Origin of the sequence: Seonamhaeicola maritimus, from assembly GCF_008056315.1 — a bacterium.
Lineage (GTDB): Bacteria > Bacteroidota > Bacteroidia > Flavobacteriales > Flavobacteriaceae > Seonamhaeicola > Seonamhaeicola maritimus.
Genome location: NZ_VRKQ01000010.1, coordinates 1076039 through 1093273, shown reverse-complemented (window position 1 = coordinate 1093273; position 17235 = coordinate 1076039). Strand labels below are relative to the sequence as shown.

The following is a 17235-nucleotide window of genomic DNA, read 5'->3' as shown; positions in this document are numbered from 1 at the left end:
TTTATGTTATCCTTTTTCAGAAAAATCAGAAAAAAACTTCTAGAGACAAGTCAAACTTTTAAATATATAAAGTATGCTATTGGTGAAATAATACTAGTTGTTATTGGTATTTTGATTGCTTTACAAATAAACAATTGGAATGAAAAACGCAAGGAGAAACTTGTGGAAACAAACTACCTTGAAAGGCTCTTATCTGATATAAAGAAAGACACTTCTATTTTAAGTGAAAAAATTGAATTATCTAACAATTTGAGTGAGGATTACCTTAATTACATTAAAAACATGTATGTGATTCAAAAAACAATTAAAGAAGTGTCCGAATTAACAACATCAGCCGATTTTTTTTCTGGCAAGGACAATTTGATACTCTCTGACGTTGCCTATTCTGAACTTCTTAATTCTGGAAAGCTAGATATTATATCAAATGAGCATTTAAAAACCCAAATTGTAACTTACTATAGAAACTATACTCTTGTTTCCACAAAAGAAAAGGGATTTAACGAACAAATCAATCAATCTGTTGAAGTTCTTATAGAAAATACTCCTATTTCAAAATATGTATTCAATGCTTCGGAACTATTTCCAAATAACAATAACATGTTTCGAGAATCTGATTGGGAATTTCTAAATAAACCTAGCACAAAAGAATTTAGAAATTGGGAGGAATGCATATATACTTATTATACCAAACATAGAATAATTGTTCCATATTATAAAGAATTAAAAAATAACGCGGAAGCTTTAATTATCTCATTAAAACAGTCCCTTCTTTAATCCCACAATAACTAACAAATTAAATTCTCGCAATAAGGAGGAAAGATAATTTAGATTACACGTCAGTATACTCAAATACCTCAACCGTTATATAATTATCTACCCTTCTTTTTAGACCTAAACTTAGCCTTATTCTTTCTTTGATTAAAAGGCACCGCATCATCAAAAGTATGTTTGGGCTTCCCTGGTTTATTCTTTCGCCATTTATCGTTTTCAGGTAAAAGAATTTTCAATAAATCTTGTCTCCCAAGTTTATTCAAAGTATTTTTTATCCAGTCTTTATTTTCTTGCTTATACCAAAAGAAAAAACGATGTTGTTCATCTTTTTCTTTACGTGTTTTAGGCGTCCTAACTTTTTGAAGTGTGTAAGGGTGATAACCACTATAAAAAATAACAGTTGCAACTGTCATAGGAGTTGGTGTAAAACCCTGAACTTGTTCTAATTGGAAACCTAAATCTTTAGTTTCAGCTGCAAGATTCGCCATGTCCTCAACTTCACATGCAGGATGATTGGATATAAAATATGGAATAAGCTGAAGTTTCAACTTGTGCTTAATATTAATCTTATCAAATCGCTCTTTAAACTTATGGAAGTAGGTAAATGATGGTTTACGCATCAGTTTTAAAACCGGATCACTGGTATGCTCTGGCGCCACTTTAAGGCGTCCAGACACATGTTTTGTCATAACCTCTTCAGTATAATCATCCAATTCTTTAGCATCAGCATTCTTATTGAATTCAGGTACTAACATATCATGACGAATACCGCTACCAATAAAAGATTTTTTAACTTTCGGATGACTATCAACCGCTTGATATAACTTGGTTAAAGGTTTATGCGAAGTATCAAGGTTACTACAAATAACAGGCGAAATACATGAAGGCGCTACACACTTATCGCATATAGATTGAATCTTTCCCTTCATTTTGTACATATTCGCGCTTGGGCCGCCGATATCAGATAAATAGCCCTTAAAATCTGGCATATTTGCAACGGTGTCTACTTCTTTTAAAATAGATTCCTGACTTCTAGAAGCAATAAACTTTCCTTGATGAGCAGATATAGTACAAAAACTACAGCCACCAAAACATCCTCTATGGATATTTATTGAAAACTTAATCATTTCAAACGCCGGAATAGGTCCGCGCTTGTTGTATTTAGGGTGTGGTAATCTGGTATATGGTAAATCAAAAGACGCATCTATTTCATCTTCAGTCATTGTTGGATACGGCGGATTTATCATTAATGTCTTTTCGCCTATCTTTTGAAAAATACGTCTAGCTTCCAGTTTATTACTTTCCTGCTCAATTACCTTAAAATTAGATGCAAAGGTTTTTTTATCTCTAAGGCAGTTTTCATGAGAAGCAATTTCAATATCTTCCCAATTACTATTCTTAGGAATTCTAGCTTCAGGACTTAAAAGAACTGCAGTTTGTTTTATAGTTGTGATACTAGAAAATGGCACACCCTTTTGTAATAACCGCACTACCTCTCTCAAAGGCTGCTCACCCATGCCGTAAACTAACATATCTGCTTTAGAGCTTTCTAAAATTGAAGGCATGAGCTTATCACTCCAATAATCATAATGTGATACTCGTCTTAAAGACGCTTCAATACCACCTATTAATACTGGAACATCAGGCCACTTTTCTTTTAAAATTTTAGAGTAAACCGTAGTTGCATAATCTGGTCTAAATCCAATATCCCCATTTGGCGTATAGGCATCCTTATCTCTACGTTTTTTATTCGCATTATAATTGCTAATCATGGGATCCATACAACCACCAGTAACACCAAAAAATAATTTAGGAGCACCTAGCTTTATAAAATCTTGAAGATTATCATTTACATTAGGCTGAGGCACTATAGCTACACGCAAACCATAGCTTTCTAAAATACGCCCAATTACTGCAGGGCCAAATGAGGGATGATCCACATAAGCATCTCCACTAAAAAGAATTACATCTAATTCTTCCCAACCTCGTATTTTAACCTCTTTGTTTGTGGTAGGTAACCAATTTGAAAGTCTTAACTCCTGCATAAGAGTGCAAAAATAGTCAAAATAAAACGCCCATAGTTTAAATTAAACCTGATGGTTTTGTTAATAGCTCTTTTATATGTTGAAAATCAAATAAAAAAGAAGCCTTAAATAAGTTTAAAAATAAGCATCTTCACTATTTGGTAATCAAATATTTAATCGTAAATTTGCAAACTCTTTTTGAGAGAGGAATGTTTAATAAATAAAAATAATTAGTTTGGACACATTAAGCTACAAAACTATTTCAGCAAACAAAGCTACTGTAAATAAGCAGTGGGTTTTAGTTGACGCTGAAGGTCAAACGCTTGGTCGTTTAGCTTCTAAAGTTGCAAAACTTTTAAGAGGTAAACACAAGCCAAACTTCACACCACATGTTGATTGCGGAGATAACGTAATTGTTATTAATGCAGAAAAAATCAACCTTTCTGGAAACAAATGGACAGATAAATCATATATCCGTCACACAGGTTATCCAGGTGGTCAAAGAAGTTTAACTGCTACTGAATTGTTTGGAAAAAACCCAGCAAGAATAGTAGAAAAATCAGTAAAAGGAATGCTTCCTAAAAACAAATTAGGATCAGCTTTATTCCGTAACCTTACAGTTGTTGTAGGTTCTGAGCACAGTCATGAAGCTCAAAAACCTAAAGCAATTAACTTAAACGAATTCAAATAATGGATGTAATTCACAAAATCGGTCGTAGAAAGACGGCTGTTGCTCGTGTTTATGTTGCCAAAGGAAAAGGTAACATATCAATCAACAAAAAAGACTTAGCGGATTACTTTACTACTGCAACTTTACAGTATAAAGTAAACCAACCTTTAGCTTTGACTAACAATGATGGCAACTTTGATATTACAGTAAATGTATATGGAGGTGGCATCACTGGTCAAGCAGAAGCTGTTCGTTTAGCAATTTCTCGTGCTTTGTGCGAGTTAGATGCTGAAAATAGAGCAATCTTAAAACCAGAAGGCTTATTGACAAGAGATCCAAGAATGGTTGAGCGTAAAAAATTCGGTCAGAAGAAAGCGCGTAAGAAATTCCAGTTCTCTAAACGTTAATGTATCCTCAACACGATTGAGATTTTGTTACGGCGTTATCTCAATCTTGTTGAAATTTAAAAAACAAAATTTTAAACAGTTATTGTTGTCCTAGTGTAAAAACAGGATTTAGTTTAGCATCTAAATGTTTATGGCGATTTGAAAAATGACCACTTAAGCATTGCTAATTCAACAGAACGTAAACTATTACAAAATGGCAGTAGAAGTAAAAGAATTACTTGAAGCAGGTGTACACTTCGGACACCTTACACGTAAGTGGGATCCAAACATGGCTCCTTACGTATATATGGAGCGTAACGGCATCCATATTATTAACCTTTACAAAACAGCAGCTAAAATTGATGAAGCTGGTGCAGCATTAGCAAAAATTGCAGCATCTGGTAGAAAAATTTTATTTGTTGCCACTAAAAAGCAAGCTAAAGATATTGTAGCTGAAAAAGCAGGATCTGTAAACATGCCTTACATCACTGAAAGATGGCCAGGTGGAATGTTAACTAACTTTGTTACTATTAGAAAAGCTGTTAAGAAAATGGCTTCTATTGATAGAATGAAGAAAGACGGAACTTTCATGACTCTTTCTAAGAAAGAGCGCTTACAAGTTGACCGTTTAAGAGCTAAGTTAGAAAAAAACTTAGGTTCTATTAGTGACATGACACGTTTACCAGGTGCATTATTTGTAGTTGATATTAAGCGTGAGCATATTGCAATTAAAGAAGCTCAAAAATTAAACATTCCAATCTTTGCAATGGTAGATACCAACTCAGACCCACGTCAAGTTGACTATGTGATACCATCAAATGATGATGCTTCTAAATCAATAGATAAAATATTATCATACGTATCGGATGCAGTTGCAGGTGGTTTAGCAGAACGTAAAGCTGAAAAAGAAGCGACAAGCGCTGCTAAGGAGGAAGCTCCAAAAGCTGCTGCTGAAGCTGAGGCGAAAGTTGAAGAAGCTGTAGTTGAAAAGGCTGCTCCTAAAGCTAAAGCTGCTCCAGTAAAAGAAGCAGTTTCTGAAGAAGAAGAATAAATAACATTAACACAATACAAATAAGTCGTTTAGTTCTTTTCTTAACAGAAAATTTATTGAACGACTTTTTTAAATTATAATAATTATGAGTACTACAGTAAAAGTAACAGCCGCTGAAGTAAATAAATTAAGACAAGCTACTGGCGCGGGTATGATGGATTGCAAAAAAGCTTTAGTTGAAGCTGAAGGTGATTTTGATAAAGCAATAGAAGTATTACGTAAAAAAGGGCAAAAAGTTGCAGCAAAAAGAGCTGACCGTGAGTCTAGTGAAGGTGCTGCAGTAGCAAAAGTAAACGCAGATAAAACTGCGGGAGTTGCAATTGTATTAGGTTGTGAGACTGACTTTGTTGGTAAAAACGAAAACTTTTTAGCACTTGCTAGCCAATTTGGTGAGATTGCTTTAAACTACGCTACTAAAGAAGAATTTTTAGCTGCCGATTTTGGTGGTATCACAGTTGCTGAAAAATTAGTTGAGCAAACTGGTGTAATTGGAGAGAAATTAGACATTAAAGCTTTTGAAAAAATAGAAGCTGCTTATGTTGGTTCTTATGTACACATTAACAAAATTGCAGCTGTTGTAGGATTCTCTAATGTTGTTGATAATATTGAAACTTTAGGTAAAGATGTAGCAATGCAAATTGCATCAATGGGTGCAACTACATTATCTTATAAAGATTTTGACCCTGCTTATGTTGCTTCTGAAACTGAAGCAAGAATAGCAGTTATTGAAAAAGATAATATTGAATTAGGACGTTTAGGAAAAACACTTAAAAATGTTCCTCAATACATTTCAATGTCTCAATTAACTCCAGAAGTTATTGCTCAAGCTGAAGAAAATGCAAAAGCTGAACTTAAAGCTGAAGGTAAACCAGAGCAAATTTGGGATAGAATTTTACCAGGTAAAATGCAACGTTTTATATCTGATAATACTACTTTAGACCAAGAGCAATGTTTATTAAACCAAAACTTTATTAAAGATGAAAAAGTTACGGTTGAAAAATATGTGTCTTCATACGGTGAAGTAGAAATTACAGGTTTCCAACGTGTAACTTTAGGATAAACAATATTCCTTTTAAAAGGAAATCCAATATATATTTAAACCACTACTCTAATTTAGAGTGGTGGTTTTTTTATTTTATAAACTAAAAAGAAGGTAAGTTGCTTGCTTTTTATCATAAAAAAAAATAAAAAATTTGTGTAGTTTTGCACAACTTCAAACTTTAAGATGAAATATAAAAGAATACTCCTCAAACTATCAGGCGAAGCCTTAATGGGAACCCGCCAATATGGTATAGACCCAGAACGATTAGCAGAATATGCAAATGACATTAAAACCATAACAGACAAAGGTGTTGAAGTGGCAATAGTTATTGGTGGAGGTAATATCTTTAGAGGTCTTTCTGGTGCTAGTAAGGGCATGGACAGAGTACAGGGTGACCATATGGGCATGCTTGCAACTGTTATAAACGGTCTAGCTTTACAAGGTGCTTTGGAAGATGCTGATATTGAAACTAGATTGCAAACAGCAATTAAAATTAATGAGGTAGCAGAACCTTTTATTAGAAGGAGAGCCATGAGGCATCTTGAAAAGGGTCGTGTTGTGATTTTTGGAGGTGGCACAGGAAATCCTTATTTTACAACAGATTCAGCAGCCGTTTTAAGAGCTATTGAAATAGAAGCCGATGTTATTTTAAAAGGAACTAGGGTTGATGGTATTTATAACGCAGACCCTGAGAAAGATGCATCTGCTATTAAGTTTAATTCTATCTCTTTTGATGAAGTTTTACGCAAAGGTTTAAAGGTTATGGATACCACGGCCTTTACTTTAAGTCAAGAAAACAAATTACCTATTATTGTTTTTGATATGAATAAAAAGGGTAATTTATTAAAAGTAGTTTCAGGAGAAGAAATAGGAACCGTAGTTAACGTATAAAACTTGGCGTAATTTTTGAATAATTACTGTCACAAAAATATAATACTATGAACGAAGACATACAGTTTATTTTAGACACAGCTAAAGAAGCCATGGATAATGCTATTAAGCATTTAGAAAAACAACTTTCAAATATTAGAGCAGGAAAAGCAAGTCCTGCTATGCTTGGGAGTGTGATGGTAGATTATTACGGATCTCAAACTCCGCTTAATCAAGTAGCAAATGTTAATACCCCAGATGGACGAACCATTACAGTTCAACCATGGGAAAAAACCATGTTACAAGAAATTGAGCGTGGAATTATGATTGCTAATTTAGGTTTTAATCCAATGAATAATGGCGAAAGCATTATTATTAATGTGCCACCTTTAACGGAAGAGCGTAGGCGTGATTTGTCTAAACAAGCAAAGCATGAAAGTGAAGAATCAAAAATTGGAATTAGAAACGCCAGAAGAGATGCCATGCATGATATTAAGAAATTAGAGGATGCATCAGAAGATCTTAAAGCTAATGCTGAGATAGACATACAAGAAATGACAGATTCTTACGTTAAAAAGTCAGATGAAATTTTCAGTAAGAAAGAAACTGAAATCATGACCGTATAAAACATAAAAAAAGCGACTTCAATTGTCGCTTTTTTTATCAACTCTTACTTCTGTTCAATCTATGCTAAAACAATGCCTTTTAATCGTTTTTGTTTTTTGTTTTAAAATATCAAACGGTCAATCTTCCATTGAAGTTATAAAGGTATCTGCTCAAGATTCTATTAAAAAAAGTTCTTTTGTTAAGCATTTAGGCAACGGATATTTACCAACAAAGTATTTCAACTTTGATCTTAGGTATTTAATAAAATTTAATCAATACGAAGGTGTTAGAACCGGTGTTGGTGGTATAACTAATAATGCTTTTTCAGAAAAGTTTAGAATTAACGCCTATTCAGTTTATGGTTTTAGAGATGATCAATTTAAATTTAGTTTTGGAGGTGGATTTAGAATTGCTCAAAAAACCAACACGTGGATTAATTTATCTTATACCGATGATCTGCAAGAAACGGGAAGTACTAAATTCATAACAGACGGCCGGTTTTTTCAATTTTTTGAACCAAGATTATTAAATATTGATTTGTTTCATAAGCATATAACAAAATCTATTACTTTGGAGCATCAATTACTTGATAACGTTTCTACTAAAGTAGAATTTTTAACAAGTAAAATTAGCCCAACCTATGCATATACCTTTAATTCTGATAATAAGTCATTAAGTGATTTCCGAATAAGCATGGCAATAGCTTCGTTTGATTGGAGTCCTTTTAGCAACTACTCCCCTTCAGAAAAAGGTCTTATAGAAACAAAAGTAGGCTATCCAAAATTTACTCTGCAATATTCAAAAAGTATAAAGGGTGCAATTAAAGGAGATTTCAACTTTTCTAAAATAGATTTTAAAACAATTCATAGAATTATTGTTGAAGAAAACAACTATTCAGAAATAACCCTCGTTTCAGGGCTAGCAAATGGTGATACACCTTTAACTCATATGTATCATGCTTATCCCAATAATATTTCAAAAGAAACGGTAATGCAACGTTTTTCGGTTGCAGGTCTAAATAGTTTTGAAACTATGTACTTCAATGAGTTCTTTTCAGATAAGCTTGTAGCTATTCAACTAAAGCACTACTTAAAACCATTTAATATTTCAACCCGTTATAAACCGCAACTTGTACTTATAACAAGGTATGCAATTGGTGATATGAAACAACCTGAAAAACATGAGAATGTTACTTTTGGATCACTAAATAAAGGGTTTACAGAATCTGGTTTTGAACTTAATAAACTACTGTTTGGTTTTGGTTTGAGCTTTTCTTACCGTTACGGAGGCTACCATTTACCAGAATTCACAGATAACATTGCATTAAAGTTCACATTTAACGTGACTTTATGAGGTAATACAAGTGTTTTTTCTACCTTTGCGCAGCTTTCATAAAAGGGTATGTTTAAACTGTTTAGCAAGGACTTTTGGGATATTACTGCAAGATTGATTTTACGCAATAAAATCATCATTCTTATTGGTATTATTATAGCTACTTATCTTTTAAGCACCCAATGGGATAACATGCGTTTTAGTAATACTGAAGCAAATTTACTTCCGGACGATCACGAAGAAAATATAACCTACAATAATTTTTTAAAAACCTTTGGTGAAGAAGGAAACTTAATTATAATTGGGGTTAAGGATAGCTCTCTTTTCGAAGTAAAAAAACTTAATGCCTGGAACAAGTTTTGCAATGAATTTAATAATTATGATGAAGTTGAATCTGTAATCTCAATCAAGGAACTTCAAAAACTTATAAAGAATACAAGTGAAGAAAAGTTCAATTTAGAGCCTTTTATCAAAGATTCTATTACAAGTATAGCTCAAATTGAAAAGCTTCAAAAAGAGCTATTCAATCAATACCCATTTTACGATAATTTTTTATTCAATAGCAAAACAAAAACTATTCGTACTGCTATATATTTTGAAAAATCTCTTGTAAATACATCGGCCAGAAAAGAATTTGTACTTAATGTTCTTGAGCCAAAAATAAAATCTTTTGAAACTGACTATAATCTTGATGTTCGGGTTTCTGGAATGCCCTACATTAGAACCAAGAATTCAGAAAATATAATTGGAGAAATAAGTAAGTTTGTTTTAGCAGCTCTTATAGTAACATCATTAATTTTCTTTTTCTTTTTCAGGTCTTTTAGAGCTACATTCATTTCGCTTATTGTGGTATGTATTGGTGTCATGTGGACTTTAGGCATCATTGGCATTTTAAATTATGAGATAACCGTTTTAACAGCTTTAATTCCGCCTTTAATTATAGTAATTGGAATTCCAAATTGTATTTTCTTAATTAATAAATATCAACATGAAGTTAAGCTTCATGGGAATAAAGTAAAATCGTTACAACGAGTAATTACTAAAATTGGTAATGCCACTTTAATGACCAATGTAACTACAGCATCTGGTTTTGCAACATTTATTTTAACCGAAAGTAAGTTATTAAAGGAATTTGGTATTGTAGCATCTTTAAGCATATTGGCGATTTTTATTTTGTGTTTGCTCATTATACCTATTATTTATACATTTTTACCTTTTCCAAAAGACCGTCATTTAGAGCATTTAAATAAACGATGGATTGGTGGTTTTGTAAATTGGATGGAATGGATGGTAAAACAAAAACGTATTGCTATTTATGCCACTTCTGTTATTCTTCTTATTGTGAGCATTATTGGAATTTATCAAATTAAAACTTCTGGTAATTTAATTGAAGACATGCCTCAAGAGTCTCCATTCGTAAATGATATTCGGTTTTTTGAAGAAGAATTTAATGGGATTATGCCATTAGAGTTTATGATTGATACTAAGCGTAAAAAAGGAGTTATGAAACTCTCTACGCTTAAACGAATGAATGAATTAGAGGACCTTATAATTGAAATACCGGAATTATCAAGACCAATATCGGTAGTTAGTTTGGTAAAGTATTCAAAACAAGCTTATTATAACGGTAACCCGAAATTTTATCAATTACCATCATCACAAGAAAACAGTTTTATTTTATCATATGCTAAAAACTCATCATCTAACGTAGATTTACTTAACAATTTTGTAGACAGTACTAGTCAATATGCAAGAATTACTACGTTCATGAAAGATGTTGGGACAGATAAAATGGAACGCATAGAAGAGAATCTTCAAAATAAAATAGATAAAGTATTCCCGAAAGAACGCTATAGCGTTACCATGACGGGAAAAGCTTTAATGTTTCAAAAAGGGACCAAGTATCTGGTTAAAAATTTAGCAATATCATTATCTCTCGCTATACTTTTAATCTCTCTTTTCATGGCATATATGTTCAGGTCTGGTAGAATGATCATTGTATCATTAATCCCTAACTTATTGCCATTATTAGTTACCGCTGGGTTAATGGGCTACATAGGCGTGCCTATTAAACCATCCACTATTTTGGTGTTTAGTATTGCCTTTGGTATTTCAGTTGATGATACTATTCACTTTTTGGCAAAATACAGACAAGAATTACAGGCAAATAATTGGAAAATAAAAGTCTCTGTTTATGGTGCTTTACGCGAAACAGGAGTTAGTATGTTTTACACATCTATAGTGTTATTCTTTGGTTTTTCTGTATTTACAATTTCTAGTTTTGGTGGTACTGTAGCATTAGGTGCTCTAGTTTCGGCTACATTACTATTCGCTATGCTATCAAATTTACTTTTACTACCTTCGCTTTTATTGTCTTTAGAACGCAGTATTGCTAACAAAGAAGTACTAAAAGAACCTTCAATAAATATCATTCCGGAAGAGGACGATTCAGAAGAAGATTTCAATAAATAACATTTTCACACTTTTTACTTATAGAATTTGATTTTTTAACTAATTTAATATTGGAAGTCGAAAGGCTTTTTTATATTTACAATCTAAATCCAATATAAATGCAGTCATACACCGTTTCTGAATTATTATCACAAGACATTGCTTTTAATGAAGTAGAAATAAAAGGTTGGGTTAGAACATTTAGAGCTAATAGATTTATAGCTTTAAACGATGGTTCAACCATAAATAATATACAGTGTGTAGTTGATTTTGAAAAATTTGATGAAGACCTATTAAAAAGAATCACAACAGGTGCAGCCATTCATATAATTGGAGATTTAGTAGAAAGCCAAGGAAAAGGACAAAGTGTTGAAATACAAGTCAAATCTTTAGAGATTCTGGGAGATTCTGACCCCGACACTTATCCTATTCAACCAAAAAAGCATTCGTTTGAATTCTTAAGAGAAAACGCCCATTTACGCACCAGAACAAACACTTTTAGTGCTGTTATGCGTTTACGTTCTGCCTTATCATTCGCCATTCATAAATATTTTAATGAACATGGCTTTTATTATATGCATGCTCCAATAATTACAGGTAGTGATGCGGAAGGCGCAGGCGAAATGTTTAAAGTTACAAGCTTAGATCATAATAATTTACCAACTAACGGAAACGGAAAGGTTGATTACTCTAAAGATTTCTTTGGAAAAGAAACTAACTTAACGGTTTCAGGACAATTAGAGGCCGAAACATATGCAATGTCCTTGGGAAAGGTGTATACTTTTGGACCCACATTTAGAGCTGAAAACTCTAACACATCAAGGCATTTGGCAGAATTCTGGATGATAGAACCGGAAGTTGCTTTTATGGATTTGGCGGGTAATATGGATCTAGCGGAAGACTTCATGAAATATGTTATTAAACATATTTTAGATAACAATAGCGAGGATTTAGAGTTTCTTGATAGGCGCCAACAAGATGAGGACAAAAGAAAACCTCAAGCAGAAAGAAACGGGATGACACTTATTGACAAACTTAAGTTTGTAACAGATAATCATTTTAAACGTGTAAGCTACACCGAAGCCATAGATATTTTACGAAACTGCAAACCAAATAAGAAAAAGAAATTTAAGTATTTAATTAATGAATGGGGTACAGATTTACAAAGTGAGCATGAGCGATTTCTTGTAGAAAAACACTTTAAATGCCCTGTGATTTTGTTTGATTATCCGGCCAACATCAAAGCGTTTTATATGCGCTTAAATGAAGACGGAAAAACTGTTCGTGCCATGGATATTTTATTCCCAGGTATTGGCGAAATTGTTGGTGGTGCACAGCGTGAAGAACGTTTAGAAGTTCTTAAAGAAAAAATGGCCGCTATAGATATTCCTGAAGAAGAATTGTGGTGGTACTTAGACCTTCGTAAATTTGGCACAGCGGTGCATTCTGGTTTTGGTTTAGGGTTTGAACGTTTAGTCATGTTTGTTACTGGCATGAATAATATTCGAGACGTAATCCCCTACCCTAGAACACCTCAAAATGCTGAATTTTAATTAAAAAATTGAAATTTTATTAGTTTGGTATGACTTTGGTAAGCTCATTGCTTTTTATATCTTTGATTAACAACCAGTAGCCAAATCATGCTTAAACAGTATCTACAATTTAAACTATCCCAAAAGCTATCACCGCAGCAAATTCAACTAATGAAATTGATTCAGCTGCCAACTCAAGCTTTTGAGCAGCGTTTAAAACAAGAATTGGAAGAAAATCCCGCACTTGAAGGTGGTAAAGAGGATAAGGACGAATTTGATGAATTTGATACTTCTGATGATTTTGATGATAATGAATCTATTAATGCTGAAGACATTAATGTGGATGAATATCTAAGTGATGATGAAATTCCAGATTATCGTACTCAAGCTAATAACTATAGTAGTGATGATGAGGAAAAAACAATGCCCTATGCGGCAGGCACTTCCTTTACACAGCATTTAATAAATCAACTTAACACTTATAGATTAAATGATGATGAACGTGACATTGCCGAATTTTTAGTAGGTAGTGTTGATGAAAGTGGTTACATCCGCAGATCGTTATCAGACATTATGGACGATCTTGCGTTTACACAAAACATCTATACAGAAGAGCATAAAATTGAAGGCGTTTTAAAAATTGTACATCAGTTAGATCCTGCTGGTGTTGGGGCTAGAAATTTACAAGAATGCTTGAGTATTCAATTACACAGAAAAGAAAAAACTCCTGATACAGAATTAGCAATAAATATTATTGATAATGCTTTTGAACAGTTTACAAAAAAACATTACCAAAAGCTCATTCAAAAATTTGACATTTCTGAAATTCAATTAAGAGATGCTATTTCTGAAATTGAACACCTAAACCCTAAACCTGGAGGTTCTTATGCTGGAAACAACAGAATAGTAGAACATATAGTTCCTGATTTTGCTATTAAAATTATTGATGGTGAATTAGAACTTACGCTTAATGGAAGAAATGCTCCGGAACTCCATGTATCAAGAGAGTACAACAATATGCTTAAAGGCTATAAAGACTCTAAAGACAAATCAAAATCGCAAAAAGATGCCGTTATATTTATTAAACAAAAATTAGACGCGGCCAAATGGTTTATTGAAGCTATAAAACAACGTCAACAAACGTTATTTGTAACCATGAGCGCCATAATGCATTACCAAAAAGAGTACTTCTTAACGGGTGATGAGCGTAATTTAAAGCCCATGATTCTAAAAGATATTGCTGATGAAATCAAAATGGATGTATCAACAGTTTCTAGAGTTGCAAATAGCAAATATGTTGATACGCCATATGGAACCAAGTTGATTAAAGAGTTCTTCTCAGAATCTATGAAAAACGATCAGGGTGAAGATGTTTCTACTAGAGAAATTAAAAAGATTTTAGAAACAGTTATTGAAGAAGAAGACAAGAAAAAACCCTTAACTGACGAAACTCTAGCAGGTATATTAAAAGAAAAAGGATATCCAATAGCTAGAAGAACTGTTGCCAAATATAGAGAACAATTAGATATACCGGTTGCAAGACTTCGAAAAAAAATATAGATGAATCATATTTTAAGAAGCATCTCATTTATATTTCACCCTCTATTGATGCCTTTATTAGGTGTTATATTTTATTTCTCCAAATCCCCTAGATATATTCCTATTGAAATAATTTGGGCTAAACTAATATCACTATTTATACTCATGGTGATACTGCCTGTTTTACTTTATTTTTTATTAAAAACTTTAGGGAAAGTAAAATCCATTTACCTTGAAACTACTACAGAACGAATTTTACCCTTAACACTTAACTGTTTGGTTGTTATTATTGTTATTCAACGCATATTAACACCTTCACAAATTATAGAATTATACTATTTTTTTATTGGTATTTTAATTTCTTCAATGGCTTGTTTAATACTTGCCTTTTTCAAGTTTAAGGCTAGTATACATATGATTGCTGTATCAGGAGTGTTTATGTTTTTTATAGCGCTCAGTATTCATTTCAGTATTAACATAAATGGAACCCTTGCCCTAATGTCCATAATAACTGGGTCAGTTGCCACTTCAAGACTTCATGTTAAAGCCCATACTTATAAAGAATTAATTACGGGGATTTTTGTAGGTGTAATTCCTCAAATAATTCTCATTCCTAATTGGTTATAGTAAATAAAAGATAAGTCCTATTTTTATGGCATTTATATTTAATGAATCCTCAACTAAATTGACATTATCAGAAAAAATAGAGTTTAAAGCATAATACAAATGTATATTCCATGTATTATAACCAACACTAAGCGTCACTCCATATTGAAATTTATTAAAATCACCAATGTCTGTATATTTAATACTTCCTAAATCGCCTCTATACTTTGAAGTATGTGCCAACATGTAACTTGCCTTAAATCCAGTGTAAATACGCCAGAAATTATATGAAATAGAGGTTGAAGTTCTCCACCTAAATTCCAACGGAACTTCTACTAGGTGCATAGAAAACTTATTTTTAGTATAGGCATTTGGGTCATCCAATATACTATAAACAAATCTGTTGTTATCACTTTTATCAATAAGAACATTTTGATTAAATGAATTAGCAGAATACCCTAAACCTAAACCAATGGCAAGGTTTCTCCTTTTATTTATAGGCATATCTTTTATAAAGCCTAAATGAAAACCTAGAGAAAATCCATTTTGAGACAATCTTTTAGGTTTATTACCCAAAAAATTATAAGTAATACCTACATACAACTGATCTTCTTTGTAAAGAGAATCTACATCTTTTATCTGCTGTTCTTGTCCAACACCAAAAAAACCAAATAAAAAAAATACGATAACAAGTAATAATCTCATCAAACCATTGTTTAATCTATTAACACAATTTAACTTAAAATTGTTTAGGCTGTAAAAACAAAAAGGCGTTCTGAAATTTCAAAACGCCCTTTATATAAAATTAAGAGTTTTAACTATCTTCCAAACACACTACCCTTTTTAGTAGTGTAATTTATTTTAAGCGCATTTACTTTTCGCAATTCTTGCTTAATATCTCCAATCAATCCCATATTAGCATCACTATCAACCTTTAAAGCTGTAGTTAAAAAAGGAATTAATTCTTCTCTTTTCGATTCTCTTTCGGCATAAATAAATGCAGCGATATCTTTTACATCTGCAAGCTTATCATTTAATTGAATTCTTGCTTCTGTACCATATTGCTTATAATTCTGACTTGGTTTTCCTGCATATATATACATAACCAAATCTTTCTTATCAAGCTTTTCAACTTGATCTGCAAATGGTAAGTTATTATCAATCATTAAGGTATTTTGCCTCATTACTGTAGCCACCATGAAAAAGAATAATAACATGAAAACAATATCTGGTAAAGATGCTGTATTAACAGCTGGCATATCGCCAGATTTTTTCTTTTTAAATTTAGACATATTTATAAATGTTAAATTATTGTACTTCAGAAAGTTTCTGAGGATAGTCCAATTTAATTTGATCTATCTTCTCCTTAAGTCTTTCTTTATTCCCTGGCCAATTTACATCTTTATAGTTAGCTTCCATTTCAGTAAAAGGTTGTCCATACTGAGCGACAGCCCTCGCGTCTCTCAACTCGTTGTAAGCCGCTACTAGTTCATTCTGAACTGCTATATAAGTCTTGTAAGTTGTTTCTCTTTCGTTCTTTAAAGAAATAATTGCTTTATCTGGGTTATCAGATGAGGCAGGATCCTTTCTACCTTTACAGTAGTTACATGAACCATCTCCTCCGTTATCTAAAAATTCCTTAGCCGCTTTCCTTAAATCTTTGAGTTCCATTAATTCGTCCTCTACAAGCAATTGGTCTTTTCCATTTAATAAAACAGTAAAGATGTTTTTTTGCTTGATAATAACATCTTCCTCAGACTCTTCCATTGGCGGAAGTTTACGGTTAATCCCCGAATCTACTTCAATAGTAGTTGTTACCAAGAAAAATATTAATAATAAGAACGCAATGTCGGCCATGGAGCCCGCATTTACTTCTGGTGCTGCTCTTTTTGCCATAGTATATTATTTATTAAATATTTTTTTAACTCCTGAGAAAGCCATTGATGCAATAGCTAAAAATCCTAAGACATAAAACGTATACAGTCCAGCTCCCACTTTTTTAGATGTTGCTTCAGTAACATCAGCACCCTTATCAATAAATGGTTGTAAGTTTAAATCTGTTCCAGAAGACATCGCATAAGATATAAATACAATGGCTAAAAAAGCTCCAACCGATATCAATGTTTTTTTTATGTCACCAGAAAACAATCCTTTTAAAACAAACAACAATACTATAGCTACTATCAAAAATAGTACCACGTATGCTATATACATAAATGTGTTTACAGATCCACCAGCTTCTCCTGCCTTAATGGCGTCATCACCAGCGCTTATTATCATAAACAGGAAAATGGCAGAAAGAACTCCCACGCCTCCTAATATGTAAGTTAATAATTTTTGTACGTTCATAATTCC

General features: G+C 32.6%; 17 protein-coding genes. 12 read left to right on the top strand and 5 right to left on the bottom strand.

Translation table 11 applies throughout. The features are described 5' to 3' along the window. The first annotated feature begins 3 nt into the window (after positions 1-3). Positions 4-774: a DUF6090 family protein gene (locus FUA22_RS12955; RefSeq protein ID WP_147768979.1), complete on the top strand. Its 771-nt coding sequence runs from the start codon at positions 4-6 to the stop codon at positions 772-774. 95 nt (positions 775-869) lie between these two features. On the opposite strand, the gene FUA22_RS12950 is transcribed toward FUA22_RS12955, so the two are convergent. Continuing rightward, a complete protein-coding gene (locus tag FUA22_RS12950) occupies positions 870-2816 on the bottom strand; it encodes a YgiQ family radical SAM protein (protein WP_147768978.1) in 1947 nt (648 codons plus the stop codon). Positions 2817-3030: 214 nt separating this feature from the next. Between FUA22_RS12950 and rplM the strand changes: the two genes are divergently transcribed. The 11 genes from rplM (at position 3031) to FUA22_RS12895 (ending at position 14901) form a co-directional block, all read left to right on the top strand. Further along, entirely contained in the window at positions 3031-3486 is a 456-nt protein-coding gene (gene rplM, locus FUA22_RS12945; protein ID WP_147768977.1) for a 50S ribosomal protein L13, read from the top strand. Then, the gene (rpsI, locus tag FUA22_RS12940; protein WP_147768976.1) at positions 3486-3872 is read left to right on the top strand and encodes a 30S ribosomal protein S9; all 387 of its coding nucleotides are present in this window, start codon (positions 3486-3488) and stop codon (positions 3870-3872) included. The genes rplM and rpsI overlap by 1 nt, the downstream gene beginning before the upstream one ends. Positions 3873-4065: 193 nt before the next feature. Then, on the top strand, positions 4066-4902 hold the full coding sequence (gene rpsB / locus FUA22_RS12935) for a 30S ribosomal protein S2 (protein WP_147768975.1): 837 nt from the start codon (positions 4066-4068) through the stop codon (positions 4900-4902). Between the two features lie 85 nt (positions 4903-4987). Further along, positions 4988-5962, top strand: coding sequence for a translation elongation factor Ts (gene tsf / locus FUA22_RS12930; RefSeq protein WP_147768974.1), 975 nt, complete (start codon positions 4988-4990; stop codon positions 5960-5962). Positions 5963-6127: 165 nt separating this feature from the next. Then, a complete protein-coding gene (gene pyrH, locus FUA22_RS12925; protein ID WP_147768973.1) occupies positions 6128-6835 on the top strand; it encodes a UMP kinase in 708 nt (235 codons plus the stop codon). A gap of 47 nt (positions 6836-6882) precedes the next feature. Beyond that, the gene (gene frr / locus FUA22_RS12920; RefSeq protein ID WP_147768972.1) at positions 6883-7440 is read left to right on the top strand and encodes a ribosome recycling factor; all 558 of its coding nucleotides are present in this window, start codon (positions 6883-6885) and stop codon (positions 7438-7440) included. 61 nt (positions 7441-7501) lie between these two features. After that, positions 7502-8773: a hypothetical protein gene (locus FUA22_RS12915; protein WP_241664822.1), complete on the top strand. Its 1272-nt coding sequence runs from the start codon at positions 7502-7504 to the stop codon at positions 8771-8773. A 48-nt stretch (positions 8774-8821) separates the two neighbouring features. After that, complete coding sequence (locus tag FUA22_RS12910; protein ID WP_147768971.1) at positions 8822-11224, top strand: efflux RND transporter permease subunit; 2403 nt, start codon at positions 8822-8824, stop codon at positions 11222-11224. Positions 11225-11322: 98 nt separating this feature from the next. Beyond that, positions 11323-12756 (top strand): asparagine--tRNA ligase, encoded by a 1434-nt coding sequence (asnS, locus tag FUA22_RS12905; protein ID WP_147768970.1) that lies wholly within the window; start codon positions 11323-11325, stop codon positions 12754-12756. 87 nt (positions 12757-12843) lie between these two features. Further along, positions 12844-14295, top strand: coding sequence for an RNA polymerase factor sigma-54 (gene rpoN / locus FUA22_RS12900; protein ID WP_147768969.1), 1452 nt, complete (start codon positions 12844-12846; stop codon positions 14293-14295). Continuing rightward, positions 14296-14901, top strand: coding sequence for a hypothetical protein (locus FUA22_RS12895; protein WP_170309910.1), 606 nt, complete (start codon positions 14296-14298; stop codon positions 14899-14901). Here the strand turns inward: FUA22_RS12895 and FUA22_RS12890 are convergent. The 4 genes from FUA22_RS12890 to FUA22_RS12875 all read right to left on the bottom strand — a co-directional run bounded on the left by FUA22_RS12890 (position 14896) and on the right by FUA22_RS12875 (position 17229). Next, positions 14896-15585, bottom strand: coding sequence for a porin family protein (locus FUA22_RS12890; protein WP_147768968.1), 690 nt, complete (start codon positions 15583-15585; stop codon positions 14896-14898). The genes FUA22_RS12895 and FUA22_RS12890 overlap by 6 nt on opposite strands. Before the next feature lie 113 nt (positions 15586-15698). Further along, positions 15699-16172, bottom strand: a complete 474-nt coding sequence (locus FUA22_RS12885; protein ID WP_147768967.1) for an ExbD/TolR family protein — start codon at positions 16170-16172, stop codon at positions 15699-15701. A gap of 16 nt (positions 16173-16188) precedes the next feature. Then, on the bottom strand, positions 16189-16776 hold the full coding sequence (locus FUA22_RS12880) for an ExbD/TolR family protein (RefSeq protein WP_147768966.1): 588 nt from the start codon (positions 16774-16776) through the stop codon (positions 16189-16191). Positions 16777-16782: 6 nt separating this feature from the next. Next, entirely contained in the window at positions 16783-17229 is a 447-nt protein-coding gene (locus FUA22_RS12875) for a hypothetical protein (RefSeq protein ID WP_147768965.1), read from the bottom strand. Positions 17230-17235: the final 6 nt, after the last annotated feature.

Coding starts and splice junctions, on each gene's coding strand:
- FUA22_RS12955 (WP_147768979.1), top strand. CDS start 4: ATGTTATCCTTTTTCAGAAAAATCAGAAAAAAACTTCTAGAGACAAGT.
- FUA22_RS12950 (WP_147768978.1), bottom strand. CDS start 2,816: ATGCAGGAGTTAAGACTTTCAAATTGGTTACCTACCACAAACAAAGAG.
- rpsI (WP_147768976.1), top strand. CDS start 3,486: ATGGATGTAATTCACAAAATCGGTCGTAGAAAGACGGCTGTTGCTCGT.
- rpsB (WP_147768975.1), top strand. CDS start 4,066: ATGGCAGTAGAAGTAAAAGAATTACTTGAAGCAGGTGTACACTTCGGA.
- tsf (WP_147768974.1), top strand. CDS start 4,988: ATGAGTACTACAGTAAAAGTAACAGCCGCTGAAGTAAATAAATTAAGA.
- pyrH (WP_147768973.1), top strand. CDS start 6,128: ATGAAATATAAAAGAATACTCCTCAAACTATCAGGCGAAGCCTTAATG.
- frr (WP_147768972.1), top strand. CDS start 6,883: ATGAACGAAGACATACAGTTTATTTTAGACACAGCTAAAGAAGCCATG.
- FUA22_RS12915 (WP_241664822.1), top strand. CDS start 7,502: ATGCTAAAACAATGCCTTTTAATCGTTTTTGTTTTTTGTTTTAAAATA.
- FUA22_RS12910 (WP_147768971.1), top strand. CDS start 8,822: ATGTTTAAACTGTTTAGCAAGGACTTTTGGGATATTACTGCAAGATTG.
- asnS (WP_147768970.1), top strand. CDS start 11,323: ATGCAGTCATACACCGTTTCTGAATTATTATCACAAGACATTGCTTTT.
- rpoN (WP_147768969.1), top strand. CDS start 12,844: ATGCTTAAACAGTATCTACAATTTAAACTATCCCAAAAGCTATCACCG.
- FUA22_RS12895 (WP_170309910.1), top strand. CDS start 14,296: ATGAATCATATTTTAAGAAGCATCTCATTTATATTTCACCCTCTATTG.
- FUA22_RS12890 (WP_147768968.1), bottom strand. CDS start 15,585: ATGAGATTATTACTTGTTATCGTATTTTTTTTATTTGGTTTTTTTGGT.
- FUA22_RS12885 (WP_147768967.1), bottom strand. CDS start 16,172: ATGTCTAAATTTAAAAAGAAAAAATCTGGCGATATGCCAGCTGTTAAT.
- FUA22_RS12880 (WP_147768966.1), bottom strand. CDS start 16,776: ATGGCAAAAAGAGCAGCACCAGAAGTAAATGCGGGCTCCATGGCCGAC.
- FUA22_RS12875 (WP_147768965.1), bottom strand. CDS start 17,229: ATGAACGTACAAAAATTATTAACTTACATATTAGGAGGCGTGGGAGTT.